Source organism: Dyella ginsengisoli (assembly GCF_044904665.1).
Classification (GTDB): Bacteria; Pseudomonadota; Gammaproteobacteria; order Xanthomonadales; family Rhodanobacteraceae; genus Dyella_A; species Dyella_A ginsengisoli.
This window is the reverse complement of sequence record NZ_JADIKM010000004.1, coordinates 137,641-162,625: the sequence shown is the minus strand read 5'-3', so window position 1 is coordinate 162,625 and position 24,985 is coordinate 137,641. Positions and strand designations below refer to the sequence as shown.

Below are 24,985 nucleotides of genomic sequence, written 5' to 3'. Positions count from 1 at the left end.
CTTCGTCGATACCTTTTCGCCATCAGTCACCAACCCATAGGTACTACCCATGTCACGCAAGCTCGAAAACAAGATCGCGGTCGTCACCGGCGGAAGCACCGGCATCGGTCTGGAAACCGCCCGCCAGTTCGCCCTGGAGGGCGCCACTGTCTACATCACCGGTCGCCGCAAGGCAGAGCTCTATGCCGCGGCGGCCTCCATCGGCCCGCAGGCCATCGCCGTCCCGGTGGACTCGGCGAAGCTCGGCGACCTTCAGCACCTCGTCGACCGCATCAAGAGCGAACAGGGGCGAGTGGACGTGCTGTTCGTCAACGCAGGTGGCGGCTCCATGCTGCCGCTGGGGGACATCACCGAGGAACACTTTGACGACACCTTCAACCGCAACGTCAAGGGCACCTTGTTCACCGTGCAGACCTTGCTGCCCATCCTGGGCGAAGGGGCCTCCGTCATCCTGACCGGCTCCACCGCCGCGACCACCGGCACGCCTGCTTTCAGCGTCTATGGCGCATCGAAGGCCGCCGTTCGGTCGTTCGTCCGCAACTGGATTCTCGACGTCGACAAGAGCCGCAGGATTCGCTTCAACACGCTGAGCCCTGGCCCCACGCGCACCCCGGGCCTGGTCGACCTCGCCGGACCGGATGCGGCCCAGCAGCAGGGGCTGCTCGACTTCCTCGCCACGCAGGTACCGCTGGGCCGCGTGGGGGAGCCGATCGAGATCGCGCGCGCTGCCGTGTTCCTCGCCTCCGATGACGCCAGCTTCGTCAACGGCACCGAGCTTTTTGTCGATGGTGGCCAGGCGCAGGTGTAACCGCTGACGCGCTCTCCACCGCTCCTCTGTAAGCCACAGAGGCGAACCCGAAAGCTACTGTTGCGGAACAGGTGAGAACAGGAGTCAGCTCACTCCTGTTTTCACCCAAGGAGTAAAAGGGCCGAACGGGGTCAGGTTCACTGATCAATGGTCAGAAAGTGAACCTAACCCCGTTTTGACCCCGTTTGGAATCGCCGTGCGACCAGTCAAACGCCCGCCACGCCACAGTGGCCCCTGACGCCATTCCTTGGGAGATGCAGCCGAATCACTCCTTGAGCGACTCCAACATTTTCGCCATGCTCCTTCGAGAGCCCGTACCAGCCGGCGCTCGATCGCGAGGCCCACATTCCACGGCCTCGGCATGCAAGGGGGCGGCTATGAAAAGGATTTTGCGTTTGGGCTGCCTGGGCATCTTCGCCCTGCTGGCATCAGAGGCATGGGCGGGCGGCTGCAAATTGGGGGATTACGGCACGCTTCCGGTAGAAATGCTCAATGGTCAAGCCACGACCATGGTGAAGATCAACGGCAGCGATACACGCTTCGTCCTCGATACCGGTGCCGCCTTCAATTTCATGTCGCGTGCCACTGCATTGTCGCTGGAGCTCAGGCTGCGGCCTGCACCGTTCGGGTTTCGCATGGGCGGCGTGGGAGGTTCGGTGGGTGTCGATTTCGCCGAGGTCAAGTCGTTCGGAGTCCTCGATACCACGTTCAAGCGCGTGGCCTTTCTCGTCGGTGGTACGGATATGGGCTATGGCCTGCTCGGCGCCAATCTGCTCGATGTCGCCGACCTGGAAGCCGATCTTGCGCATGGCAAGTTGACCCTTTTCAAGCCGGATCACTGCAAGAACGCCGCGCTGGCGTACTGGACCAAGGACGGCAATTACGAAGTCGCCGAAATCGACTCGCCGGGCGGCGAGCAGGACCGGCGCACTTTTGTCAAAGTGACCGTCAACGGCAAACCGTTGCGTGCCTTGCTCGATTCGGGGGCCTACGCCACCTCGCTCAGCCGCCGGGCCGCCGAGCGCGTCGGCATCGACCTGAAGGACGCGGATGCCAAGGCTGACGACGCCATCGGCGTTGGCGGCAAGTCGGTCAGGACGTGGATGGCGCCGGTCGACTCCTACTCCGTCGGAACGGAAACCATCCAGCACAGCAAGATGATGGTCCTGGATGGAGACATGGGCGATACCGACATGCTGCTCGGCGTGGATTTTTTTCTTGCCCATCACATGTACATCGCCAACAGCCAGAAAAAAATCTATTTCACCTACAACGGCGGGCGCGTATTTTCCTTTGCCAATGCACCGGACGACGAAGACAAACCCGGTGCCGACAGTGCTTCTGGCGCCAGCAGCACGGCACTTCCGACCGCGCCGGAGTATGCCCGGCGTGGCGTGGCGAACCTGTCTCGCGGCAAGCCGAAAGCTGCCATCGCCGATCTGGATCAGGCGATCCGCCTGGCGCCCGATCAAGCCGACTACTATGCCGCCCGCGCGCGGGCGCGCCTTGCGGATGATCAGCCCGATGCGGCGCTCACCGATCTGGACAAGTCCCTCGGCCTGGATCCAAAAAACGTCGATACCTTGCTGCTGCGCGCTGCACTTCGCCTCGCGCACAAGGACCGCGCAGGGGCGAACGCCGACGTGATGGCGGCAAGCGCCCTGGCGCCCGCGGGATCAACGCAGGCGCGTACCGTTGCCGACCTGTATGTCGAACAACTGGGTCAACCCGCGGCGGCGCTGCCCATCCTCGACGACTGGATTCACATGCACAGGAATGACGCCTTGCTGGGTTCTGCGCTCAACGAGCGCTGCTGGGCGCGGGCCCTGAGCAACCAGATGCTCGACGATGCCCTGAAGGATTGCCGCAAGGCGATCCGGCGCGACGGCGAACAACCGGCCTACCTCGACAGTCTCGGCCTGGTGCAGTTGCGACTTGGACATGATGCCGAAGCCATCAAGGCCTACGAGCAGGCCATCGCGCAAAAGCCGCAGTCCGCGTGGTCACGCTACGGCTTGGGCCTGGCGAAAATCCACAGCGGCCAGACGGACGCAGGCCGTGCCGATCTGGCGGCTGCCCGCGCGCTTGACCCGGACATCACGACACTGGCCGCCAGGTACGGATTGACGGCGGCCGCGCCATAGGTCGAAAGGGCAACAAAGGGATCAGGTTCATGGGACGCCAGTCGACATCGTTGACCGACCATCCCGGCGTTGCGCCTGGCGCAAGACCGGGAGTGGGATCTACTTTCCAAAGTCGACGCGCAACTGGATACACCGCGAGAAGCGAGGCCAACCGAACGGGGTCAGGTTCACTTCCCTGCGCGAAACAAGTGAACCTGACACCGTTTTGCTTCGATTTTCTACAACCCTTGCCTCAACAAAGTGCACGCCGCCCCTGTTTTACCGGCCCTGCTTCCGGACGGCGCCACGTGGTTATCCCACCAGCACAGCCTTCGGCTCCAGATAAGCCTCCAGTCCGTAGCTGCCGTTTTCGCGGCCAATGCCCGACTGCTTGAAGCCGCCGAACGGCGCCTTCGGCTCGTGCACGAGCGTGTTGACCAGCACGCGACCGGCATCGATCTGCGCCGCCACCCGCGCGCCGCGAGCGTTGTCGCCGGTGAGCACGTAGCCATGCAGGCCGTACGCGGTGTCATTGGCGATGGCGATTGCATCGGCTTCATCGTCGTACGGCAGAATCGCGAGCACCGGGCCGAAGATCTCCTCGCGCGCGATGGCCATGTCGTTGCGCACGTCGGTGAAGACGGTGGGCTGCACCAGCCAGCCGCGCTCCATCGCATCCGGGCGCCCTTCGCCACCGACCAGCAGCCGCGCCCCCTCCTCCACGCCCCGGCGGATGTAACCCTGCACGCGCTCCCACTGCCGGCGGCTGACCATCGGGCCGATGGCCGTGGCCGGATCGCGCGGATCGCCGGCACGCGTCGCGGCCACCTCCGCGGCGATCGCCGCCTCGAACTCCGCCAGCCGCGAACGCGGGACGAGGATGCGCGTGCCCGCGATGCAGGCCTGCCCGCTGTTCATGAAGCCGGCCTGCACCGCCAAGGGCACGGCGGTGGAAACATCCGCATCGTCCAGGATCACCGTGGGCGACTTGCCGCCCAGTTCCAGCGTTATGCGCTTGAAGGTGTCCGCGCCGCCGCGCAGGATGGCGCGCCCCACCGCGGTGGAGCCGGTGAAGGAGATCTTCGCCACGTCCGGGTGCGCCGTGATCTCCGCACCCACCGTGTCGCCGCGGCCGTTGACGATGTTGAACACACCTGGCGGCAATGCCGCTTCGTGCAGCGCGTCCATCACGAACTGGGTCTGGATGGCGCTCATCTCGCTGGGCTTGATCACCGCGGTGCATCCCGCGGCGAGCGCCATGGCGAGCTTGCCGCAAATGAAGCCCGCGTCGCTGTTCCATGGCGTGATCAGGCCGGCCACACCCAGCGGCTTCATCACCACCTGGGCCGCGCCCGCGGCGCGCTCGAACGGATAGTGCGCCAGCGTATCGGCCGCCTCGCCGATCACCTGGTGCGCATACGCCGCCATCCAGCGCGCGCGCGAAACCGGCGCGCCGTATTCAGTGACGATGGCCTCGAACAGCGCCTCCTCGTGGGCGGCCATGGCCGCCTGCATCCTGCGCAGCATCGCCAGGCGCTCGTCCCGGGTCGTGCGCGAGAACGCCGGAAAGGCCGCCTTGGCGGCGGCAATCGCCGCGCGCGCATCTCGGGCGTCGCCTAAGCGCACTTGGCCGATCACCTCTTCGGTGGCGGGATTGAACAGGTCAAACCATTCATCACCTTGCGGAATCACATAGGCGCCGTTGATGTAGCAGTGTTCGATACGTTCCATGGAATCGGTCCTCGGGAGGGTGGAGCCTTGTCGGCCAGGCCAGCAGTGTGGGTGCCGCCGACCATCCCGATAAGCCGTTGTATCGTGCATGGGGCATTCAAGAAATCGGGACAATCGCCATGCAACGCTCTGCCCTCATCGAGCTCGATGCCGTCCTCGCAGTGGCCCGACGCGCGAGCTTTCGCGCCGCCGCGCAGGAACTGGGCATATCCACCTCGGCCATCAGCAACGCCGTCGCCGGACTGGAGGCGCGGCTGGAGACGCGGCTGTTCCATCGCACCACCCGCAGCGTCGCCCTCACCGAAGCGGGCCAGCGCTACGTGGCGCGCATCGCGCCGGCCATCGCGGAAATCCACCGCGCCTCCGAAGAGCTGCACGGCGATCCGCTCTCCCCGGCCGGCACGCTGCGCATCAACACCTCGGTGGGCGCGGCGCAGATGATCTTCCAGCCGCTGATACTCGAATACCTGCGCCGCTATCCGCAGATGAAGGTGGAGATCGTCAGCGAAGCGCGCCTGGTGGACATCGTGGCGCTGGGTTTCGACGCGGGCATCCGGCTGGCCGAAGCGGTGCCGCAGGACATGATCGCCGTCCCCTTGAGCCCCGACCTGCGGCTGGTGGTGGTCGGCTCACCGGACTATCTCGCCGCGCACGGCGTGCCGCAGTCGCCGGCCGATCTGGCCACGCACGAGGGCATCCTGACCCGGCTCTCGCACGGCGGCCTGTATCGCTGGGAGCTGGAACGCCACGGCACGGCGATAACGGTGGACGTGCCCGCGCGGATCATCCTCGACGACGCAACGCTGATTCGACAGGCCGCGTGCGCGGGCATGGGACTGGCCTTCCTCTCCGAATGGCACATCACCGATGCGCTCGCCCGCGGCGAGCTGGTGCGCGTGCTGGACGACTGGTGCCCGTCGTTCCCCGGCCTGCGCCTCTACTACTCCGGCCACCGCCACGTGCCGGCCGGGTTGCGCGCGTTGATTGATCTGGTGCGGAAGCAGGCACCACTCACCGGTGCCATCTGAGCCCGGCGGCGAGAGGGCGACCTCAGTTTTCGGCCTGTTTTCAACGGTTCGCGCGGCCATTCCTGTTCAACCGAACGGGGTCAGGTTCACTTCCCTGCGCGAAATAAGTGAACCTGACCCCGTTATCGCTTCTGCTGCGCGCGCCCCCGGCGCGGCGCGAGATTTCGAGATCTGCGCACTGGAAAACGAAATGCGAGAAAACACTGCTGACAGAACGTGTCAGCAGCGGGCCGCCATGCTTCGCCGACTCCGTTTCCTCAACTGCCCATGCCGGAGCACGAAGACATGAAGCTCGCTTCCATCCGGATCATCGTTCGGGACATCAAGGCCGTCGTCGGCTTCTACGAAAAGGTGACGGGGCAAAAGGCGGAATGGCTCGCCCCTGTCTTTGCAGAAGTGGTCACGCCGGGGGCGACGCTGGCAATCGGCAGCCTCGAAACCGTCAATCTGTTCAAGAAGGACTCACTGCAGGCGGCCGCGAACCAGACTGCCGTGATCGAGTTCCAGGTCGACGATGTCCAGGCGGAATTCGAGCGACTGAAGCATGACGTCGAGGTCGTCCTGGAACCCAGGATGATGCCTTGGGGCAACCTCACGACCCAGTTCCGCGATCCCGAGGGGACCCTCGTGGCGCTGTACACGCCGATCACGGACGAAGCGAAGCAGCGCTTCGGATCCCGGTGAACCCGCGCCATGACCCAGCGGTTTCTGCACAGATCAGCCATGACCTTGTCCCGCGTCGATCCACAACTCGTTTTCGCCTGGCAGGCAGCGCATTCCATCGCTCGGGGCTCCCCGCCTCCCGTTCACGATCGCGGGGGCTTCCGGGTAGATACCCGTTCGGAAAAGGAAGTGAGACGCTGGGTATTCCCACGGCTATGCGGCGGGTTGCGCGCCATCGCCCATGACGTGACGGCTCCACGGCACTACCTGAAGCTGGCTCACCGGCCGCCGCGCGGGTAAGCAAGTGAACCTGATCCTGTGCGGTTGGTTGACCTTGTTCGGTTCTTGCCGGCCGCCGGTGCATCGCGCTCCGGGCGGCTCGTGTCGAATTCCCCATCTCCCGCTCGTCGACACGATGCCGCGATGATCCCGTCGTGGTTCACATATCCAAGGGAAAGCACAGTGAGCAAACTGATCTTCATCAACCTGCCGGTGACCGACCTGGAACGGTCGAAGGCGTTCTATGCCGCCGTGGGCGCAGTCAACAATCCCGCGTTCAGCGATGCCACCGCAGCGTGCATGGTGTTCTCCGACACGATCCACGCGATGCTTCTCACTCATGCGAAGTGGCGTCAGTTCACCAGCAAGCGGATCGTCGACGCGCACGTGGACGCCCAGGTGCTGCTGTGCCTGTCGGCGGACAGCCGCGAAGAGGTGTCCAGCCTGGTCGATCGGGCGAGCGGTTCCGGTGGCAAGGCGGACCCCACGCCCGTGCAGGACTATGGCTTCATGTTCGGCCGGAGCTTCGAGGACCCGGATGGCCACATCTGGGAAGTGATGTGGATGGACCCCAACGCTCTCCCGCCGCACGGCTGAACACCTGCCGCGAGCGGCCTGCGCCGCCGGTCGGGCTACAGGCCATCGACGGCCGCCCCCACTCCGAAGGAATCGGAGTGGGGGCGTAACCCGGAATCACCTGACCTCGAGCGGCGGCAGATCGGCCGGCTTCCAGTCTTCGTTGCGGCCCGTGGACCAGACGACGACCTTGAACTCGTGACTCAGGCTGCCGTCCTTCTCGGCCAGCGTGAGCGCACGGTGGTAGCTCAGCACGAAGTGACCGTGCTCGCGATACGTCGTGGTCGCACCGTAGAGCTGTCCCGTGCCGAGCATGCTCCACTCGCCGTTGGGCGCCGCCAGGCCCTGCTGGATGGTCGGCAGCAATACCGCGCCCGCGGCGCTTTTCGCGGCAGTGGGACTGGCGTCCAGGCTCAGGTCGAAGCCGCAGGCTTCGCCGTGATCGTTCCGGTACTCGCTGTTCGACCCGCACATCGCGGGAATCGAGATGCTTGGCTCGACATCCGCGGAAACGTCCTTCGACTGCATGTGCGCGGTCCGGCTGCCTTCCACCGCCGCATGCACCTTCAGCTGCACGGCGAGGCCATCGCCGATCTCCGATGGCACCGGCATGACGATGCTGAACAACCCCTGCGTCGGCGTGGCCGGCTGCGGCCAGCGCGCCCACTCGTCATAGCGCTCGGTCAGCGTGCCCGCATCGGAAACGATGTGCGCCTGACCATAACCATGCACGGAACCGATGACCTGGCTGGGCTGATCGTTGTCGACCTCGTACGTCGCACTGGCGCCCTCTCCCGAGCGGAAGGCCGGTTGCTGCAACTCGAGCGAGAAGTGGCTGCCGTTGCTGCTGCCGGCGGAGCTCAGGTCGGTCGCGCCGGTGTACTCGATGCGTGCGTGCAGCAAGATCGGCTCGCGACTCGATTCGTCCGTGCTTGCCGGTTGCGCCGCGGGCGCCGCGCTGGCCGTGCCCCCTTGCTCCACCGCCTTGCAGCCGCCCAGTGAGAAACAGGCCGCGACGGCAACGGCAGCCATGGTCCTGACAGCAAGTGCTCCTGGCATCATGCGGATGTACTTCCTTGGGTTGGGTGGATCCGGACGCCGGTACAGCGCCGGCGGTTCCGCTTTATCCGCGATCACCGCGGGCGGAACAATAGGGCGACGGGATGCAGAAGCGCCGATGTGGCGGCCGGCCCGATCCGGGCCGCGCAGCAGCGGCAGTCCACGAGTCGGGAGGCGGGCGCGGGGCCGCACTGGCCAGATCGACAGGCCCGGACCGGACGCGTTCGTCGTTCGCCACGAAGCGCCCCGATCCCGGTCAGGACAACGCCGCGCAGGTTCGCTGCGCGGCGTCGGTTCACGCGGTGCTACGTGCGGACGGTCAGAACTGGAAGTCCACCCGCGCGTAGTAGTAGCCGCCGTTGATGCCGAACGGCAGTGTCTCCCAGCCGTAGGTGAAGCCCAGCTGCGGGAACGGGAAGCCGGTCTGCGGATTCCACTTGTCGGGGTAGGTGTTGAACACGTTGTCCGCGCCCACCGTCACCCGCGCATGCGGCGAGAAGCGGTAGGCGACGGCCACGTCCTCCAGCCACTTGCCGCCCCAGGTCTGCTTGATGCCCGGGGTGAAGCCCTGGCCGGTCACCGAGCCGAAGTAGTTGGCACGCAGGGTCAGGTCCCACGGACCGTCGTGGTACACGCCCTGCAGGATGTGGTGCTGGCGCGGCTGGCCCTGCTCGACCAGGGTCACCTGGGTGTCGTCGAACAGCTGGGTGGGGCTCAGGATCGGCGACTCGGACTTGCGCTTGGTCACCTCGGTCTTGTTGTAGTTCATCGCCGCGGTCAGATCGAGGCTGGAGCCGCCGTCGAACGCGACGCCCTTCTGCACCACCAGGTCGGCACCGGTGGTACGGGTGTCGATGGCATTGGTGAAGAACAGCACCTGGCCGACGCCGATCGGGTTGAGGATCGCCGCGATCGGGCAGTTGGAGTTGGTTGCCGTGCACGGCTGGCCGTCGGTGCCCACCACCTCGGGCACGATGTTGCTGGAGAAGATGATCCGGTTCTTGATGTCGATCCGGAACAGGTCCAGCGTCATCGTCAGGTCGTTGGTCGGCGTGTAGACGAAGCCCAGCGACCCGCTGCGCGAGGTTTCCTGCTTGAGCGGCTGGATGCCGAACGCGCGGGTGACGCTGCTGTCCTGGCGCGCGGTCAGCGTGTCGGTCAGTACGCCCTGCGGGTTGAGGTTGGTCGAACGCTGGCTGTAGTACTTCTGCTGCACGCCCGGCGCGCGGAACCCGGTGGCCAACGTGCCGCGCACCGCAAACTGGCTGCTGGCGTCGAAGCGGGCGGAGAACTTGCCGGTGGTGGTGCCGCCGAAGTCGGAATAGTGCTCGTAGCGACCGGCCGCACCCAGCAGCAGCCGCTCGGTGACCTGCGACTCGGCGTCCACGTATGCCGCCCAGTTGCTGCGTCCGGCGTTCACCGCCTCGCTCGGCGAGAAGCCGGGGAAGCCCTGGATGCCCGGCTGTGCGATGTCGCCGGTCTGGCCGTAGATCGGGATGCTGCGGTCGTTGGTGCGGCCGTAGGCGTACGACACCAGGTCGCCCGGGGTGATCGCGTACGTGTCGCGGCGCCACTCCAGGCCGGTGGCCAGGTCGAGCTTGTCGTTGCCGATGCCCCAGTCGATCGGGCCACGGATGTCCAGGTTGGCCACGGTCTCGTTGAGTTTCAGCGTGCCGGTGTTGGCCGAGGTCGGCGAGCTGGCGTAGATGCCGCCGTTGCCATCGGGCTCGTACCACCAGCTCACGTTGACCGAGTGCTTCTCGTCGAAGCCGAACGTGCTGCGGCCGCGGTCGATCGAGAAGTCCAGATCCCAGGTGTCGCTGATCGGCGTGCGGTAACCGGCCACGATCGAGGCGTCCTTCACCGTGGTGGCGATGTTCGGCAGGAAGCCGTCTGGATACAGCGCCGGCACCGTGCGGTTGTCGCCGGGCGAGCGGAAGAAGCCGTACGAGCTGCCGGTGCGCCGGGACAACCCGCCGAACCAGTACAGCTCGCCGTGGCCGATCGGCAGGCCGCCGTTGAACCAGAAGTAGGTGTTCTTCGCCTTGGCATCACCCAGGTGCTGGGTGACCCGCGGCGGATTCACGCGCAGGGTGTCCGGGCCAGCGCGGTTGGTCTCGCCGCGGTCGCGGTACTCGGCGGTCAGGTTGAGGTAGCCGCCATCCTTGCCCAGCTTGAAGCCGGTGTTGGCGCTGGCCTGCTTGACCAGGCCGTCGCCCTTGTAAGTCTGGCCGACGCTGGAGGACACGTAGGTCACGTCGGTCTGTTTCTTCAGCACGATGTTGATCACGCCGGAGATCGCATCGGAGCCGTACTGCGCCGCCGCGCCGTCGCGCAGCACCTCGATGCGCTCGATGGCGGAGATCGGGATGGCGTTGATGTCGGTGCCGGCCGAGCCGCGGCCGATCGTCTGCTGCACATTCACCAGCGCCTGCTGATGACGGCGCTTGCCATTGACCAGCACCAGCACCTGGTCCGGCCCCAGGCCGCGCAGCGTGGCCGGGCGGATGATGTCGGTGCCATCGCTGACGAAGGTCCGCGAGAAATTGAAGCTCGGCTCCAGCAGCTGCAGCGCCTGGCCCACCTCGGTAACGCCGGCGTTCTCCAGCTGCTCGCGACCGATCACGTCCACCGGTGCCGGCGTCTCCGCCGCGGTGCGCTCCTTGGCACGCGAACCGATCACCTGCACGCCCTGCAGCTCGGTGACCTTCTTCGGGTTGGCCGCCGACGCATCGGCCTGCTGCGCATGCAGCGTCACGACCGGCACCAGCATGCCCGCCGCACACAACGCCAGGCCCAGGCGCGAGAGCGCCGGTGCGCGGCACGAGCCCGTATTCGAACGACGTGTCTTCATGATCCATCCTCCCCAGGTGGTGCCACCGTCGACTCCCCGAACCCGCAGTGGCGACACGAGGCTAGCCGGCGGCACGCCCTGCCAGCAATCCCCCGCCGCATCAGCGGCCCGCCCTTCCAACCGGGAAAATACCTTGCTCTGACAGGGGCTTGGAGCAGGCACCCGGCGGTTCGCACGCACACAGCCAGCGCCAATCCGGCCAGTGCAAGCCCCGCAACGTGATCGCCGGCACAAAGCGGCGCCACCGGCCCGCCCGGGTCACCGGGTCAGCCGCCCGGATCGGCCCGGCGCGACGTCACCAGGCTCGCCACCACCGACACCGCGAGGATCAACCCGACCACACCCAGCGCGATGCCGACCGGGATCTTGTAGATGTCCAGCAGCAGCATCTTCACGCCGATGAAAAGCAGGATCACCGCCAGCCCGTACTTGAGCAGGTGGAAGCGCTCGGCCATGTCCGCGAGCAGGAAGTACATTGCCCGCAGCCCGAGGATCGCGAAGATGTTCGAGGTGAACACGATGAACGGGTCGTTGGTGACCGCGAAGATCGCCGGAATCGAATCCACCGCGAAGATCAGATCGGTCACCTCCACCAGGATCAACACCACGAACAGCGGCGTGGCGTAGCGCAGCCCCTGCTTCACCACGAAGAACCTCTCGCCGTGGTGCTCGTCGGTCATCCGCATGTGGCGACGCATCCAGCGCAGTACAGGGTTGGCATCCAGCGACACCTCCTTGCCGGCGAACAGCAGCATCTTGCCGCCGGTCAGCAGCAGGATGAAGCCGAACACGTAAAGGACCCAGTGGAAGCGCGCCAGCAGCACCGCCCCGACGAAGATCAACACCGCGCGCATGACGATCGCGCCGAGCACGCCATACAGCAGCACGCGCTTCTGGTAGGCCGCCGGCACGGCAAAGAACTGGAAAAAGGTGATCCACATGAAGACGTTGTCGGTCGCCAGCGCCTTCTCGATCAGGTAGCCGCTGAGGTACTCCAGCGCCTTCTTGTTCGCCACTTCCCGCGGGAACCGACCGTCGAGGTACCACCAGAGCCAGCCGCAGAATGCGAGCGAAACCAGCACCCACACCACCGTCCACGCGGCGGCCTCCTTCACGCTCACCCGATGGGCGCCTTCGGCTCGCAGCACGAGGAAATCCACCGCCAGCAAAACGAGGACCAGCAGGGTGAACGCCGCATACAGGAACGGGGTGCCGGCGGATTCGATCGTCATGTCCAGGCTGCCTGTGCGATGGGAAACAACTGAAAACGCGGATCAAGGTGAACCTTCTACAAGGCTCGCTTCAAGAATGCACCCAGCGCATCCAGGGCGCCCTGGTAGGCGCACTGGCGCATCAGGTTGCGGCACCGGATCGAGTGATGGCCCGGATCCTTGCGGGTGGGCGTCGCCTTGACGGGGCAGAACCCTTTTCAAGCGCGTGACATGCCAATGCGCACTCCATATGGGAGGCCAAAATCCAGCGCTTCGCCGGCATCCGCCCGACTCACCAACCGTCGCCAGGACGAGTGAACCTGACCCCGTTCGTTTTACCCCGTTCGCTTTTTTCCCAGTTTTTCTCGCAGCCCTCACCGGGCGCTTACATGCTCAGGTTCAGCGTCACGCTGGCCCTCGAGCCACCGCGCCGCCGCCGGACTACCGGCAGCGGTCAGCCGTCGATTGACCTGACGTGATCACGCCAACGCCTTCTTGTCCTCGTCCAGAAGACGGAAGCACGAAACGGAGACCGCGTCGTTTGCTCCCATGCCGACGAGGAGAACCAAGATGAAACGTCCAGCCCATAGCACGAGGTTTACCCGGTCCATGCTGCTTGGCGTCGCGGTCGCCACCACGCCCATCGCAGCGCTGCATGCCCAGGACAACGCGAGCCAGATCAGGCAGGGGTTCGCCATAAGCCCCGTGCCGCTCAACCTCATGGGAAAGAATCCTGCACTGGTCGGCCTCGGGAGCTACATCGTCAACACGGGGGGCTGCAACGATTGCCATACCAATCCGTCGTTCGCCCCCGGCGGCGACCCCTATCTCGGTCAGCTGGAACAGATCAACGTAGCCGAATTCATGGCCGGCGGCCGCTTGTTCCCGCCGTCCCCGTTCAAGTCGGCCAATCTCACGCCCGATGCCACCGGCAAGCCCGCGGGCCTGACGCTGGATCAATTCATCCAAACCATGCGCACCGGACACAACCCGCTCGACCCGCCGGGTTCCCTGCTGCAGATCATGCCGTGGCCGGCATTCGGCAAGAAAACCGACCGGGACCTGCGCGCGATCTATGAATACCTGAGCGCGATCCCACCGCTGCCTGACAACCCGAATCCCAGCCCGATTCCATGATGCAGGCCCCAAGAACGGGGGCAGTTTCACTTCCACAGAAGTGATAAGTGACCCCGTGATCTCGTCCCTGCCGATCCATCCATCGAGGAGAGCATCATGTTCACTTATATCGGATTGATGAGATTCACCGATCAGGGGATCCACGCGGTAAAGGACACCACCAAGCGCGCGGCCGCCGCCAAAGCGCTGGCGAAGAAACATGGCGTCGACATGCGGGAAATATTCTGGACCATGGGCAAGTACGACATGGTCTGCGTGCTCGAGTCCAAAGACGAGCAGGCGCTGGCGGCATTCAACCTGGCGGTCAGCATGCAGGGCAATATCCGTTCGCAGTCGATGCGGGCATACGCGGCCGACGAAATGGATCAGATTCTCGGAAAGCTGCCGTGAATTGACTCCGCCCTGCGGAACCAGGCGACGTCACCCGCGCCATCCGCAAGCCGGCCCGATCGCATCCAACCGGCATCCTGATCAAACGGGGTCAGGCTCACTTCCAACTATGGAATAAGTGAACCTGACCCCATTTGCTGGCTACATCAACGATCGCTACCGCCGCACCGGCACGCTATGGGAAGGTCGCGACAAATCCTCCCTCGTCGATCGCGACACCTACCTTCTGCGCTGCTACCGCTACATCGAGCTGAACCCGGTCCGCGCGCGCATGTGTGCCGATCCGGCCGACTACCCCTGGTCCAGCCATGCGGCCAACGCCTTCGGGCGTGACGATGTGCTCGTCCACCCCCACCCAAACCGCCGTGCGCTTGGAGCCACGAGGGAGGAGCGTTGCGCCGCCTAGGCCGCCATCGCCATGGAGACGCTGCCCGACGAGGATATCGAGGCGATCCGGTACACCTGCAGCGCCAGCATGCGCTAGGGTCCGAGCGCTTCCACGCCAACATCGAGGCTCGACTCGCCCGACCCGCCGGGCCACTCAAGATCGGGCGGCCACGGAAAGCTCAAAACCGATCAGAAAGTCGAACTTGCCCCCTGTTTTGCCTCTTCTTGTCACTTCACGCTAGGCGTGGGCGGCGGCGCGGCGGCCCGCGCGCCGGTGTCTGGCTGCTGCGGTTCCAGCTGCTCGGGCTGAAATCGCTGCAGTGCTTTCTGCGCTCGTTCGGCCTTTGTATCTGTGTCGATATTCTTCCTTGTGATGTCATGGGTGTCGGTAGTCAGCAAGCTCTGTAAGCCAGCAGCATCCACTTCGGCGGGTGCCATGGCGCACTTGGCTGCCATGCTAACGGCCACGGAGACATTCACATCTGCATCGTTGGAGGCCTTGAATTCGGTGAGCGAGTCGGTGTACGCCTGCATTACCGCCGCACGGCGCTTGGCGTTAAGCACGCCATTGAACGCACCGTCCACCTCCTGCTGCAGACCGTTGGCCGAGCCTGACAAGCCAGACCAAGCGTCTTTGGCGGAGCCCTTCGCCAGCGGTGCGGCCACGGCGCCAGCAAGAGTGCCGGAAATGGCAGTGAACAGCCTCCACCCACTGGTGCGATTTCCATTGCCCTCGTAGTAATTTTGCACCCCGCGACAAAACTCACTGGCTTGAGTGAGCGCAGCTGTGGCATCCGCTACCGTGCAGGTCCCCGTTGGGCAGGGCGAGGCGGCGTTGCCGCTGTCGCCAGCCCAAGGCCATTTGACCGTTTGCGCGCACCCGCAGAGCACGATCGCGCTAGAGACAACGAAAACCATTGCAGCCTTCATACTCGGCCCCTCCCTATTGGACCCTTGAGGCAACACCTGAAGTCGTTGAAGTACCTCCATCGCAACTCCCGGACGGGACGCCATCAAATATACTCTCATGTAAAAACAAGCAGGTGAAGTTGAGCGCAACTTCGACTCGCTTCAAATGAGCACCCTTGCGATTTTCGAAACGAATGCGAAAAAGTTCGATGACTTACAATTCCGCTAAAAGCATGGGCCAAAATGAATCTTTACAGCGGGCGCCACGAGGAGGTGTACTCAGACCACTATTCTTATTTAACAGCCAAGTTAGTCAAAAAAGTGGAACTTGGCCAACCTCCATGCGGGAGTTAAGGGAAACTTATGCAATTTCGGCCCTACTTTGGCGCACAGAGGGTACTAGGCTAATCGTCGAATACCGAGCAGATCACTCCTTTTCTGAGGCGAAACACTGACGCTATCCCCTTGATTCCCGCCTAACAGGAGAATCTTATTCCCCTCAATACCAGCGAAGAAGCCCACATGGCCAGGAGCGTCTATCACATTCGCACCAGGCTGCTCTCCATCTCCCCTCTTGAAAATGGCCACGTCAAAACCTGGCTCCGCTTCTTCAAGTGAAACAACCTGGCCCACCGTTAACCATGACCGAGCCATAAGGCTTTTTGAGCGCGGAAGGCGAAGAAGCCAAGCAACGTAGTTAATAAACGCCGAACACCACGGCACCGCATCGTCTACAACCGCAGGCTCATCAAGCCGCAACATAGCGAGAACCTGAGGATTCGAAGTGGCGCCTGGAACCTCTTTTGTCCCGACAAATCTCTGCGCAAGTTCGTAAGCAGATATCGTAATTTTATCCATTACAATTCTCTCCTTCTAAAAGATGTGCCCACGAACTTGGGGCCCATGAATTTAAATTGCCTGCTTATCAGCGCCCTCGGCACATATTTGCCGTGCATTTTGGCGCCAGCCTTCCTATTCAGTCATCATCCAAACGGATGATTCGTCCCTCACCCCCCAAAAAAAGGATAGAGAAAAAAGCGAAAAGCGTGGAGTTCCCAGATTTGAGTGGACGGCTGATCGGCACCGTTGATGAGCCGCCTCGAAGAAAGGGGACGTGACCAATTAAGAGCTCGCCTACCGGCAACGGGTACACCCGCCGACAGATCGTCCCGCTCCGTCGCAGCACGGTAATCGCTGGATCCCCCACCGGCGATGGCCATGCCACGACGACCGCGTCTCGAACTGCCAGGTATCCCGCTACACGTCACGCAACGCGGCATCAACAAGGGCGCGATCTTCCTCGACGCGGACGATCGCTATCACTTCAGACGCCTGCCATGCGCTATATCGAACTCAACCCCGTGCGTGCCGCCATGGTCGAGGCGCCGTAGGACTACCGATGGTCCAGCGTGCACACGCACCTGGCCCGCGCACGTGATCCGCTCATCACGCCCCACCCACTCTACCTCGCGATGGGAAGCACGCCAGACGAACGCGCCGATGCCTACCGACAGTGGCTCAACGCCGGCATCGCGCCCGATCACCTGCAGCGTCTGCGCGCCTACCCGAGCCAGGAACGTGGCCTTGGCGATGAGCGCTTCCAGCACATGGTGGAAACCACGCTCGGTCGCCCTGCCGCCTGCCGGTCCCGCGGACGGCCGCGGCAAGCCAGCCTTCGCGAGCCGATTTAATTAGCCACGTCCCCTTTATTCCCTTTATTCCGCTGGCTAGGTCTTACAGTCCTTCTCGCAAGACACGACGAATAGCCTGCGTCCCCTGCGGGGTGGCGACGCGCAACAGCTCCGCATAGCTAAGCGTAAACGTTAGGTCACACCCGTCACCGGTCGGAGGCTGGGCAAAGCTCATGCCGCCAGACTCCAAGGAAATCTGAAAGAGAGCACCGGCCTGGTAGTTACCTGCGCATTCGTTGGATGCGTCGGGAATGTCTTCGCCCTTGAAGGCGAGTGCATGGAGTCTGGGAGGCATCTCACCCAACCCAGCCGCAAAAGGATCGTCAGAGTAAGCCTGCGCACCGCCGAACCACGACCAAAGATCCACTTTGGCGCCAGTATCGAGATTCCAGGTCACCTGGCCCTGGCTGATACCACTCTTACCCATACCGGCCGCCCATCGGTAAAAGTTCACCGTTAGCCAGTGCCCTCCCCAGGAAAGCGGCTCAACGTCAACGTCGTCGTAACCGACCGGACTGTCCGTGGTGAGCTGCCGTCGTCTGACCCAGTAGACGCCCTCCAGAGCACGCGGACTTCGGTCCAGCAAGCCCAGCAGTTGCTGGTTCACTGCTGCAACCGACGCGCCAGGCTCCAAAAGCTCCAACGTCTTCTGCCAGCCAAACCGCAGGACGCGGTAGCGATGATCTCCTGTGTGCAGAACAGGGCCAGCAACAAGCTGCACCGGGGTCTCAACCGCAGATGCCATGCTTTCCGCCGCACACGCGTGAGGCTCGCCAATAGCGTCGGCAGACACCAGATCAAGCGTGAGCGGCGGCGCGCCATTTTCCGTCACCGTTCCGAGCAGCCTGCCCTGGCTCGCGATGCGCATGTTCCATTGCGCACCTAACCTATCACCTTGCCGAAATTCCGCCGGCCCCGAAGGCAACAGCGGTATGGGTTCGCCCTCGCCCTGCGCAACATATCTACCGGCGCCCAAGGACGCATCGAAACAAACCCAGATGCCGACACTGCCGCGGCGACCTTGCCAAACACCCCATAGCCGCGAATCCAGGCTCTTATGACCCGCATGCGCAAAAGCAGCCGAGCACATAGCGAGCACAACCGCGCCAGCACGCCATCCAAGCTTCATGTTTCTCACTCCAAAGCGAACCGAAAACAGGGGTCAGAGTCGCCTTTTCAAGGCAGCGGCGCCGCAGAAAGTGCACCCTGACCCCAGTTTTTTATTGCTTCAGCGCTATTTGTAGGTCGGGAAGCCGGGCGGCACTCTCGGGTCAAACGGCACCGCATTACCCAGAAACTTCGGATCGAGCAGCATCCCCGAATAGGTGCGCGCTTCCGAATCGCACTTGCGGGTGGCGAGCAACTTGCCATGCCTTTCAACGACGACGCCGCTGCGTTCGCTTGCGTCGGTGCGTTGATAGGTGGGGCTGACCGCCTCCGCGTAAACCGTATAGCTGGTGTCGCCATCATTCAGGCGCAGATAGACCAGGGCTCCCCGTCCGCCATCGCCGAGGCTGTTTCCGCTGGCGTACTCCCGTGCGGGCTTGGGACGGGTGGGGAACTCCAGCTCCGTATGGCTGCTGCTGCCGAAGCGGTAGCGAAGCACACCAAACGGCGAGCCTACCGTGGGGGAGGCGCAGACGGCGATCTGCTTCTGTGACGAAGGGCAAGCGATCAACACGGCTTCGCCGGCGTGGCACAAGGTGCCCTCTACCGGCTTGCCGAAGTATGCCTGTGCCTGTGCCTGTGCCTGTGCCTGTGCCTGTGGCGGGGCTCCGGTGGCCAACACCAGCAGCGCCACGGCCGATGGCAAAAGACTGCAATTCGATTTCATAGCCCTGGGGTCGCTCCTTTGGTCATGCCACCGACCTCCTGTCCGGACGGGCCACATACTTTTGCAGTGAGCCTGGCGGGCGAGGTTTATCCATGCTGGTCGCCGAGAAATTGCCAAGAGCCAGAGTCAGAAGCGAGACTTTGCTGCGATCGCTTCAAGAAAGTGCACCCTGATCTCTGTTTCGCTTTTCCCCGATTTAATTGGCCACGTCCCCTTTAATTTTCGGTCCAAACGTTGAAATGAGTGAAGCTGACCCCGTTAACTGGACTTGCGACTCAGCGCGGCCACATACACCGCACTCGCCTGCTCAATCGTATCTGCGGGATGCTTTACGCAGTAGTTCGACACGTTCTCGATGATCTCGGCAGCGGACGTTGTACGCAAACGTGGGTTCATGGCCGTCGCACCGGACACGAAACCTGTTGTCCAACTGGCATAGCGGAAAAAGACGTTTTGAGACCATGGTATTCTAGCGACGGAAGGGTCATGAGAGAGGCGGGTCCATTCCGAGCAAGAGATGAGAGAATCCCCGTATTGACGGGCATCGCTTGGCAGATCGCCTGCGTAGCATCCCAGTACCCCTCCGATGGACAGCAAAGCGGCGCTCCCGCGGATGGTCAAGACCGCTGCCTTATTCCTTGCTTTCATGATGTGTCCCTGAGTTGCCGAAAAGAACATGATCAAAAGGCTGGGCCACCTTCACTTCAGCACATGGGATAAGTGAACCTGACCAACCTGACCCCGTTAGCTGTTTTTGGTCAGGCCTGGCTTGTTCACCAGAGCGGCTTGGCTGCCTCAATGTTCTTTTCCTTGAACTCTTTGGCTTTGTTGCCGCCTGATTCACGCCACACGGCTCTGCTGTTCTTGTGGTATTCGCGAACCGACATCCACTTTCCCGTGGAATATAAGAACCACAAGCGGGTGGTGGGAATGATCTTCGACAGCTTCACCTCCTTCGACTCGGCAGCCTCTTCCGGGCTCACAGCGGCGCCGGTCTTTGAGTTGACCACACCTGAAAAGTCATCGTCAGGCACTTCAATCGCAAGGACGATCCAATCGCCTCCGTTCAGCGTTACGTAGTCGCAGGCGTAGGACAGGTCCGCAGATACACATTGGCCAGGGATACTGATGTCCGCCTCCGAGGGCGATCGACCACTGCTGGACGACGCTATCGAGGTCGAGCCAAGCACACGCTCCTCAGAACTGGGGCTAGGGTCCAAACCGCGATGCACGATTCCGCTCATCGATCCAGAATTCACCGCCTTGTAGAAAATCATCGTATCCGTCCCTTGAAAGATGCCGAAAAGCCAGAGGAGGAGTCAGCGTTACCCCTCTGCAACACTTGGCTTCAGAAGGTTGCGCGCTGCTCCCCGCTTCCGATGGAAGCTGCCTCGTGGCAGCGATCGCCTCAGGCAGGCCGTGCCCGAAAGCGTTTCGCTGCCTCCGGACGCCCATCATCCGTTCGCGAAGGCCAACCGAACGGGGTCAGGTTCACTTATCAATGGTCAGAAAGTGAACCCGACCCCGTTTTGGTCGAGCCATGGCGCGAACGCACTTGGTCATCACAACGCTCTCGTGCACTCCCACCCCACCTACCAGCGCCTTGGCGACACGCACCGGGAACGCTGTGCTGCCTATCGCGCCATCGCACTGGAAACGCTCTCCGACGAGGACATCGAAGCGATCCGCCTGCATCTGCAGCGCCAGCATGCGCTCGGATCCGACGCTTTCGCGCCGCCATCGAGGCCCAGCTCGCGCGGCCGGCCGGGCCGCTCAAGATCGGGCGGCCACGCAAAGCTCAACGTTGATCGAAAAGTCAAACCTGCCCCCTGTTTCCCTCACTCTGCCCCCTGTTTTAGACCCTTTTATTGCCGATGGACCTATCCACAACATGTTGGGTTGACTTACCCAATAATGACCGATATGTTGAGCCATCGGTGCCTAGTCAGACGGTTTTGTCGACGAGGCTTAAAAGGGAATCTGGCGTAATTCCAGAACTGACCCCGTAGCGGTAAAGCGGAAACGAACGCGCCCAACATGCACTGGCCTAGTAATGGCTGGGAAGCGGGAGCAAGTAGGCGGATCGCAAGATCCATGTCCGCAAGTCCGAAAACCTGCCGGTCTTTCCAAAGAACATGCGTTGCCTCGTGCAAGCATCGCTTCGTTGGGAACGTAGGACAGTTGTCTACCAAAGGATTGGGATGACGCTGTTTGCCTTTGTCATCTCGCGCATAGGGGAGCGAGCCAGGTAATTCGTTGGAGACTCCGATCATGTCAATGGTCTACGCACTGTGCTGGTTGCGCAGCTACCTTCCGGTGAGCTGCTTCGTTTGTGTGCAATTTGGGCAGACAAGGCTCAGCGTGAAGATGGAAGCAACGGCACTAAAGCCGCCATCTGTGTAACGGCAGCGGCGGTGGGACAACAACCTGCCGCCGCTCCCTTGTGCCCCTCAAGAAAGTGCACTCTGACCCCTGTCTTACCGCGGACGGCCGCGGCAAGCCAGCCTTCGCGAGCCGATTTAATTAGCCACGTCCCCTTTATTGGGTGTGGCTACAATTGCGCATGGTGAAGCTCCCTGCCCTCGTTCTAGCTGTGGTGCTGGTGTCCGCGTGCGGCGTGCGCGCCCAAGCGCCTGCATCGGAAACTACCGTGTGCCAGCTGTACGGTTCGGAGTCTGGCGCGCATCGGGTTCACCTGTCCTCGGTAGCGATCATGGATGCGCGCCATGGCGCCAGGCTAATCGACCCTGGCTGCAAGGGCGTGAGCGTGGGATTCCGGTTTGCCGATGGATTGGCGCCGACATTGAAGGCGCATCAGTTCGATGTGGCGTTGTCCGGCGATCCGATGGATCTGTCCCTGCGAATCTTCACCGTGACTCTGGCTGGGACGTTCGATCCCTCCGCCACTGGCAATCCGCATGGGTTGCTGACCGTAGATCGGGTGGACACGTTCGCGAAGCAAACGGATTTTCCGGACCACCTGCCTGCGCATTGAGTCGTTGTGTCGACGCTGAGGGCTTGCCAGCGAAAGGTCGCCTCATCGACGACTTGCTCAACGGCAACCGAACGGAGACGGGTTCATTTCCAGCCCCTGAGACAGGTGCCCTCCCCCTTTTTCTACGGGGCGATCGGCATGACGAGCAGGCCGATTTGCTAGCTCGGCACGCCCAGATGCGCGGCATGCGCTTCAGGCGAGCCATCGCCCTCTTCCAGTGCATTCACGATGCGCTCGGCGACCCCGCTTAGGTAGCCAGCCAGCGCGGCGCGTTTGAGATTCACCGGGAGAATCTCGTCATCGATCGGATGGCTGGTGGCAGTCAGTGCCACCAGTAACTGCAACTCGTCACAGAGATCGCGCAGCGCCTCGTAGTTGCTCAGAGAGAGCGCAATGCCGGACGTGTCGACGGTTCTTTGCTCACGGGACGATGCACGATCCATGGTCGTGTCTCCTTGCTGGAATATCGCCCTCGCTTGCGGCGACGGGCAATGATGGGCCGCGGCTCTGCTGAGCCTGCCGCCGATGCACGAGCGTTTGCCCGTCAACTGGCCGACGCGGCTCCGCGGTGAGGGCGGGCGTTTGCAGTACGCGGCTCTCTGGGCAGGCGTTGCTCCTCCACTTCATCGAGCACCCCTTGCACCTCAAGCGCAGCCTCAAAGATGCCCTCTCCCAGCACCGATACTGTATGCCGATGCAGCGGCTCGGCCCCGCCCACCGTCATCACGTCTCCATTGGCCGTGATCGTGCGGAGCAAGCGAATGAGTTGGTCGAACTGGTTGACTGTGACTCCGAAAGCAAGCCGATCCTGCGTCATGGCGTCTCTCCCTGGGTAACGTGCCGGACAGGTTGATTTCTCAACCTATCCGCACTCTCTACGGGTCGAATTTAACTTACTAAAAGACTATATGTCACTTATAGTTGTTGTTTATAGTCTTATAGTTTGTAGCCGTCAATCTCATGCACGCGGATGCTTGCCCAATGAGCAAAGCATCTGCCAACGCATCGCCTCGCCTCGTGTTCGCACGCAACCTTCGGCGAGCAAGACGCCTTCAGGATCTGTCTCAGGAAGCGCTCGCTTTGCAGGCTGGCCTCAGCCGCACCTACGTTTCAGAAGTCGAGCGCGGGATGCGCAACATTTCGATCGACAACATGGGGCTCCTCGCACAGGCACTGGGCGTGCCACTAGGCGATCTACTAGACCTCGACATGCTCAAGCGCCTCGCAACACGTTGAAGTCCACCGGACGCGACTGTCCGGTGGACATCACCCCCTACGTCGGCCCCGCCTTTCGACTTCTGCGCGAGCGCCACTCGCTCAGCCAGGAGCAGCTCGCTCTAAGCGCGGGCCTGGACCGCACGTATGTCAGCGGCATCGAGCGAAGCCGCCGCAATCCTTCGTTGAAATCCATGCAGCGTATGGCGAGCAAGCTGTCCGTGTCCCTGGACGTAGTGTTTTCACTTGCTCGCGAGCTGGCGGAGCAAGGTCAGGATGTTCCGGCGCAGAGGCGAGTGCGCACCAAGCGCTAGAGCATCCTGCGGAGGACGGGGCGTGGCGTGGAGGCCTAGTGGTCGGATAGGACGTCAGACGACGGCCGGATTAAATTAGCCACGTCCCCTTTATTACAGATGACGCCCGAAGCCAGCGGCCAGCTTGCACGCGTCATGCAGGCGCTGGGACGCCGCCACGTGCGATACGTCAATGATCGCTACCGCCGCACCGGCACGCTCTGGGAGGGCCGCTACAAATCCTCCCTGGTCGACCGCGACACCTACCTGCTGCGCTGCTGCCGCTATATCGAACTCAACCCGGTCCGCGCGATGATGTGCGCCGATCCGGCCGAGTACCTCTGGTCAAGCCACGCTGCCAACGCGCTGGGCCATCACGACGCCCTGATGCACCCGCACCCCACTTACCTGCGCCTTGGCGAATCGCCAGAGGAGCGCTGTGCGGCCTATCGCGTCATCGCACGGGAAACGCTTTCCGACGAGGACATCGCAGCGATTCGCCAGCATCTGCAGCGCCTGCACGCGCTTGGCTCAGACCGCTTCCGCGCCACCATAGAAGCCCAACTCGCGCGCCCGGCCAGCCCGCTCAAGATCGGGCGGCCGCGCAAGGCGCGAAGCTCATCGAAAAGTCGAACCTGACCCTTGTTTTGTTCGGTTCATAAATCAATCGCGTCCAACTGCACCGATTGGACGCCCAACACAAAACCACGAAACAACGCTCTTAGAAAGCTCAGCAAACATATCCCTAACAGATGCGGGGAGTGACCTACAGAGATCTCGAAGGCCGTCGTTCGGCACCTTCTCGAATTCTTTCACAAACTCCACAAGGTAGTCCTCGGGATACCTCGGGAGACGTTCACAGCCGTGCGTACACGCATAAATATCGCGAGTACAACTTTTTGACGAATAGTCGTTGAAATGCTGCGCGCAACCTTGCCAATAGGCACCACCATCGCCAGCCCCACGCAACAAAGCACAAGGAACACTCCTCTTTAGCGGCACAAATCTCCAATGATCCTTATCAACGTGCTTACGCCAAATCCCTTCGTCCCTCTCCAGAGAAAATCTCCTAGCCGGATCAGATCTGAACGACGAAATGTGCTTATGCAGATCCAACGGAAAAATATTCTCAATCGAATACACGTCGATCACGATGGTCCTTGCCAAGCTCGACGAGTTAGCAATGTCGTCCTCGACCATTCGCCGAGACCAATCATTCGGAACACAACCTGGATATCTAACATCACTGTCAACGATGGACAGAACTAATTTATCTGCAGCACTTTTAATGTTCTTGTATTCATGCTCGATAGCACTCCCGCCCCCACCCCTAACGTCCGCTTTCAGCTGGACCCGCGGCAGCTGAAAGCCCCCACTAGCAATCGCCGCTCGCGCCAGAATCAAATAAGCCTTGGCATCATTTATATTTTCAGCCAAAAGCACGGGATTATCGAAAAATCCATGTGGCACATTACAAATCGGGACGATTATCTCCCGGCGACCACTAGACATTCGATCGGAAACATCCCCACCGCCAGCAACAAGCCGAACAACTACTTTTAGAGAGGAGACCAGCGATCCCTTAAATGCTCTCGCGCGAGATACAGCGAGGAAAACCGACTTTGTGCGATTTGAAAATCTTTCAGAATTCCTGATTAAATCCAAAACAGCGAGGCTGTCGACATAAATGAGCAACCTTCCCCTAACCCTCGCATCGGCAAGACGATTTATCTCAGAGCAAGCCAAGTCATGAGAAGAATTAGAGGGATCGCGCAACACGTCATCGAGTGAATCATCCATAA

Annotated in this window: 26 protein-coding genes and 1 riboswitch; of the genes, 13 read left to right on the top strand and 13 right to left on the bottom strand. The window is 62.3% G+C overall.

Annotated elements, in window-relative coordinates; genetic code table 11:
- Nucleotides 1-49 precede the first annotated feature (49 nt).
- Together ISP17_RS15060 and ISP17_RS15055 are read left to right on the top strand one after the other, a co-directional pair.
- On the top strand, nt 50-808 hold the full coding sequence (locus ISP17_RS15060) for an SDR family oxidoreductase (protein ID WP_404634624.1): 759 nt from the start codon (nt 50-52) through the stop codon (nt 806-808).
- A gap of 377 nt (nt 809-1,185) precedes the next feature.
- Nucleotides 1,186-2,952, top strand: a complete 1,767-nt coding sequence (locus ISP17_RS15055) for an aspartyl protease family protein (RefSeq protein ID WP_404634622.1) — start codon at nt 1,186-1,188, stop codon at nt 2,950-2,952.
- Nucleotides 2,953-3,243: 291 nt separating this feature from the next.
- On the opposite strand, the gene ISP17_RS15050 is transcribed toward ISP17_RS15055, so the two are convergent.
- On the bottom strand, nt 3,244-4,662 hold the full coding sequence (locus ISP17_RS15050) for an aldehyde dehydrogenase family protein (RefSeq protein ID WP_404634620.1): 1,419 nt from the start codon (nt 4,660-4,662) through the stop codon (nt 3,244-3,246).
- Between the two features lie 119 nt (nt 4,663-4,781).
- Here ISP17_RS15050 and ISP17_RS15045 point away from each other — a divergent pair, with 119 nt between their 5' ends.
- The 3 genes from ISP17_RS15045 (at nt 4,782) to ISP17_RS15035 (ending at nt 7,229) form a co-directional block, all read left to right on the top strand.
- A complete protein-coding gene (locus ISP17_RS15045; RefSeq protein WP_404634618.1) occupies nt 4,782-5,690 on the top strand; it encodes a LysR family transcriptional regulator in 909 nt (302 codons plus the stop codon).
- A gap of 285 nt (nt 5,691-5,975) precedes the next feature.
- Nucleotides 5,976-6,374, top strand: a complete 399-nt coding sequence (locus ISP17_RS15040; protein WP_404634616.1) for a VOC family protein — start codon at nt 5,976-5,978, stop codon at nt 6,372-6,374.
- Between the two features lie 441 nt (nt 6,375-6,815).
- On the top strand, nt 6,816-7,229 hold the full coding sequence (locus tag ISP17_RS15035) for a VOC family protein (protein WP_404634614.1): 414 nt from the start codon (nt 6,816-6,818) through the stop codon (nt 7,227-7,229).
- 96 nt (nt 7,230-7,325) lie between these two features.
- Here the strand turns inward: ISP17_RS15035 and ISP17_RS15030 are convergent, their stop codons facing one another.
- The 3 genes from ISP17_RS15030 to ISP17_RS15020 form a co-directional block, all read right to left on the bottom strand.
- A complete protein-coding gene (locus tag ISP17_RS15030) occupies nt 7,326-8,345 on the bottom strand; it encodes a hypothetical protein (RefSeq protein WP_404634612.1) in 1,020 nt (339 codons plus the stop codon).
- A 241-nt stretch (nt 8,346-8,586) separates the two neighbouring features.
- Entirely contained in the window at nt 8,587-11,121 is a 2,535-nt protein-coding gene (locus tag ISP17_RS15025) for a TonB-dependent receptor plug domain-containing protein (protein ID WP_404634610.1), read from the bottom strand.
- 266 nt (nt 11,122-11,387) lie between these two features.
- Nucleotides 11,388-12,347: a TerC family protein gene (locus ISP17_RS15020; RefSeq protein ID WP_404634918.1), complete on the bottom strand. Its 960-nt coding sequence runs from the start codon at nt 12,345-12,347 to the stop codon at nt 11,388-11,390.
- A 555-nt stretch (nt 12,348-12,902) separates the two neighbouring features.
- Between ISP17_RS15020 and ISP17_RS15015 the strand changes: the two genes are divergently transcribed.
- The 3 genes from ISP17_RS15015 (at nt 12,903) to ISP17_RS15005 (ending at nt 14,265) form a co-directional block, all read left to right on the top strand.
- Nucleotides 12,903-13,469 carry a hypothetical protein gene (locus ISP17_RS15015; protein WP_404634608.1) on the top strand — a complete coding sequence of 189 codons (567 nt, stop codon included), beginning with the start codon at nt 12,903-12,905 and terminating at the stop codon, nt 13,467-13,469.
- Between the two features lie 96 nt (nt 13,470-13,565).
- Nucleotides 13,566-13,859, top strand: a complete 294-nt coding sequence (locus tag ISP17_RS15010; RefSeq protein WP_404634606.1) for a GYD domain-containing protein — start codon at nt 13,566-13,568, stop codon at nt 13,857-13,859.
- A 118-nt stretch (nt 13,860-13,977) separates the two neighbouring features.
- Nucleotides 13,978-14,265 carry a transposase gene (locus ISP17_RS15005; protein WP_404634604.1) on the top strand — a complete coding sequence of 96 codons (288 nt, stop codon included), beginning with the start codon at nt 13,978-13,980 and terminating at the stop codon, nt 14,263-14,265.
- A gap of 209 nt (nt 14,266-14,474) precedes the next feature.
- On the opposite strand, the gene ISP17_RS15000 is transcribed toward ISP17_RS15005, so the two are convergent.
- Both ISP17_RS15000 and ISP17_RS14995 read right to left on the bottom strand, forming a co-directional pair.
- A complete protein-coding gene (locus ISP17_RS15000; RefSeq protein ID WP_404634602.1) occupies nt 14,475-15,176 on the bottom strand; it encodes a hypothetical protein in 702 nt (233 codons plus the stop codon).
- Between the two features lie 378 nt (nt 15,177-15,554).
- Nucleotides 15,555-16,013, bottom strand: coding sequence for a TIGR02594 family protein (locus ISP17_RS14995; protein WP_404634600.1), 459 nt, complete (start codon nt 16,011-16,013; stop codon nt 15,555-15,557).
- 551 nt (nt 16,014-16,564) lie between these two features.
- Between ISP17_RS14995 and ISP17_RS14990 the strand changes: the two genes are divergently transcribed.
- Nucleotides 16,565-16,846 carry a hypothetical protein gene (locus ISP17_RS14990; protein WP_404634598.1) on the top strand — a complete coding sequence of 94 codons (282 nt, stop codon included), beginning with the start codon at nt 16,565-16,567 and terminating at the stop codon, nt 16,844-16,846.
- 43 nt (nt 16,847-16,889) lie between these two features.
- Here the strand turns inward: ISP17_RS14990 and ISP17_RS14985 are convergent, their stop codons facing one another.
- The 4 genes from ISP17_RS14985 to ISP17_RS14970 form a co-directional block, all read right to left on the bottom strand.
- Entirely contained in the window at nt 16,890-17,975 is a 1,086-nt protein-coding gene (locus tag ISP17_RS14985; protein ID WP_404634596.1) for a hypothetical protein, read from the bottom strand.
- Between the two features lie 105 nt (nt 17,976-18,080).
- Nucleotides 18,081-18,680, bottom strand: a complete 600-nt coding sequence (locus tag ISP17_RS14980) for a hypothetical protein (protein ID WP_404634594.1) — start codon at nt 18,678-18,680, stop codon at nt 18,081-18,083.
- Nucleotides 18,681-19,453: 773 nt separating this feature from the next.
- Entirely contained in the window at nt 19,454-19,957 is a 504-nt protein-coding gene (locus tag ISP17_RS14975) for a hypothetical protein (RefSeq protein ID WP_404634592.1), read from the bottom strand.
- 214 nt (nt 19,958-20,171) lie between these two features.
- The gene (locus ISP17_RS14970; protein WP_404634590.1) at nt 20,172-20,390 is read right to left on the bottom strand and encodes a hypothetical protein; all 219 of its coding nucleotides are present in this window, start codon (nt 20,388-20,390) and stop codon (nt 20,172-20,174) included.
- Between the two features lie 208 nt (nt 20,391-20,598).
- Nucleotides 20,599-20,816: riboswitch (cobalamin riboswitch) on the top strand.
- A 514-nt stretch (nt 20,817-21,330) separates the two neighbouring features.
- Between ISP17_RS14970 and ISP17_RS14965 the strand changes: the two genes are divergently transcribed.
- A complete protein-coding gene (locus tag ISP17_RS14965; protein ID WP_404634588.1) occupies nt 21,331-21,675 on the top strand; it encodes a hypothetical protein in 345 nt (114 codons plus the stop codon).
- A gap of 158 nt (nt 21,676-21,833) precedes the next feature.
- On the opposite strand, the gene ISP17_RS14960 is transcribed toward ISP17_RS14965, so the two are convergent.
- Nucleotides 21,834-22,118, bottom strand: coding sequence for a hypothetical protein (locus ISP17_RS14960; RefSeq protein ID WP_404634586.1), 285 nt, complete (start codon nt 22,116-22,118; stop codon nt 21,834-21,836).
- A gap of 101 nt (nt 22,119-22,219) precedes the next feature.
- The gene (locus ISP17_RS14955; protein WP_404634584.1) at nt 22,220-22,492 is read right to left on the bottom strand and encodes a hypothetical protein; all 273 of its coding nucleotides are present in this window, start codon (nt 22,490-22,492) and stop codon (nt 22,220-22,222) included.
- 164 nt (nt 22,493-22,656) lie between these two features.
- Between ISP17_RS14955 and ISP17_RS14950 the strand changes: the two genes are divergently transcribed.
- From ISP17_RS14950 to ISP17_RS14940, 3 genes are all read left to right on the top strand, one after another.
- Nucleotides 22,657-22,911 carry a helix-turn-helix domain-containing protein gene (locus ISP17_RS14950; RefSeq protein WP_404634582.1) on the top strand — a complete coding sequence of 85 codons (255 nt, stop codon included), beginning with the start codon at nt 22,657-22,659 and terminating at the stop codon, nt 22,909-22,911.
- A gap of 23 nt (nt 22,912-22,934) precedes the next feature.
- Nucleotides 22,935-23,204, top strand: coding sequence for a helix-turn-helix transcriptional regulator (locus ISP17_RS14945; protein ID WP_404634580.1), 270 nt, complete (start codon nt 22,935-22,937; stop codon nt 23,202-23,204).
- A 99-nt stretch (nt 23,205-23,303) separates the two neighbouring features.
- Complete coding sequence (locus ISP17_RS14940; RefSeq protein ID WP_404634578.1) at nt 23,304-23,822, top strand: transposase; 519 nt, start codon at nt 23,304-23,306, stop codon at nt 23,820-23,822.
- A 24-nt stretch (nt 23,823-23,846) separates the two neighbouring features.
- Here the strand turns inward: ISP17_RS14940 and ISP17_RS14935 are convergent, their stop codons facing one another.
- Nucleotides 23,847-24,983: a hypothetical protein gene (locus ISP17_RS14935; RefSeq protein WP_404634576.1), complete on the bottom strand. Its 1,137-nt coding sequence runs from the start codon at nt 24,981-24,983 to the stop codon at nt 23,847-23,849.
- Nucleotides 24,984-24,985 lie beyond the last annotated feature (2 nt).

Bases quoted from the DNA above. Each gene is read 5' to 3' on its own strand.
- ISP17_RS14940 (WP_404634578.1), top strand. From the start codon at position 23,304: ATGACGCCCGAAGCCAGCGGCCAGCTTGCACGCGTCATGCAGGCGCTG.
- ISP17_RS14935 (WP_404634576.1), bottom strand. From the start codon at position 24,983: ATGGATGATTCACTCGATGACGTGTTGCGCGATCCCTCTAATTCTTCT.
- ISP17_RS15040 (WP_404634616.1), top strand. From the start codon at position 5,976: ATGAAGCTCGCTTCCATCCGGATCATCGTTCGGGACATCAAGGCCGTC.
- ISP17_RS14960 (WP_404634586.1), bottom strand. From the start codon at position 22,118: ATGGATCGTGCATCGTCCCGTGAGCAAAGAACCGTCGACACGTCCGGC.
- ISP17_RS15010 (WP_404634606.1), top strand. From the start codon at position 13,566: ATGTTCACTTATATCGGATTGATGAGATTCACCGATCAGGGGATCCAC.
- ISP17_RS14955 (WP_404634584.1), bottom strand. From the start codon at position 22,492: ATGACGCAGGATCGGCTTGCTTTCGGAGTCACAGTCAACCAGTTCGAC.
- ISP17_RS15060 (WP_404634624.1), top strand. From the start codon at position 50: ATGTCACGCAAGCTCGAAAACAAGATCGCGGTCGTCACCGGCGGAAGC.
- ISP17_RS14980 (WP_404634594.1), bottom strand. From the start codon at position 18,680: ATGAAATCGAATTGCAGTCTTTTGCCATCGGCCGTGGCGCTGCTGGTG.
- ISP17_RS14950 (WP_404634582.1), top strand. From the start codon at position 22,657: ATGAGCAAAGCATCTGCCAACGCATCGCCTCGCCTCGTGTTCGCACGC.
- ISP17_RS14970 (WP_404634590.1), bottom strand. From the start codon at position 20,390: ATGCTGGCGCTGCAGATGCAGGCGGATCGCTTCGATGTCCTCGTCGGA.
- ISP17_RS14985 (WP_404634596.1), bottom strand. From the start codon at position 17,975: ATGAAGCTTGGATGGCGTGCTGGCGCGGTTGTGCTCGCTATGTGCTCG.
- ISP17_RS15055 (WP_404634622.1), top strand. From the start codon at position 1,186: ATGAAAAGGATTTTGCGTTTGGGCTGCCTGGGCATCTTCGCCCTGCTG.
- ISP17_RS15015 (WP_404634608.1), top strand. From the start codon at position 12,903: ATGAAACGTCCAGCCCATAGCACGAGGTTTACCCGGTCCATGCTGCTT.
- ISP17_RS15045 (WP_404634618.1), top strand. From the start codon at position 4,782: ATGCAACGCTCTGCCCTCATCGAGCTCGATGCCGTCCTCGCAGTGGCC.
- ISP17_RS15050 (WP_404634620.1), bottom strand. From the start codon at position 4,662: ATGGAACGTATCGAACACTGCTACATCAACGGCGCCTATGTGATTCCG.
- ISP17_RS15000 (WP_404634602.1), bottom strand. From the start codon at position 15,176: ATGAAGGCTGCAATGGTTTTCGTTGTCTCTAGCGCGATCGTGCTCTGC.
- ISP17_RS15025 (WP_404634610.1), bottom strand. From the start codon at position 11,121: ATGAAGACACGTCGTTCGAATACGGGCTCGTGCCGCGCACCGGCGCTC.
- ISP17_RS14995 (WP_404634600.1), bottom strand. From the start codon at position 16,013: ATGGATAAAATTACGATATCTGCTTACGAACTTGCGCAGAGATTTGTC.
- ISP17_RS14975 (WP_404634592.1), bottom strand. From the start codon at position 19,957: ATGATTTTCTACAAGGCGGTGAATTCTGGATCGATGAGCGGAATCGTG.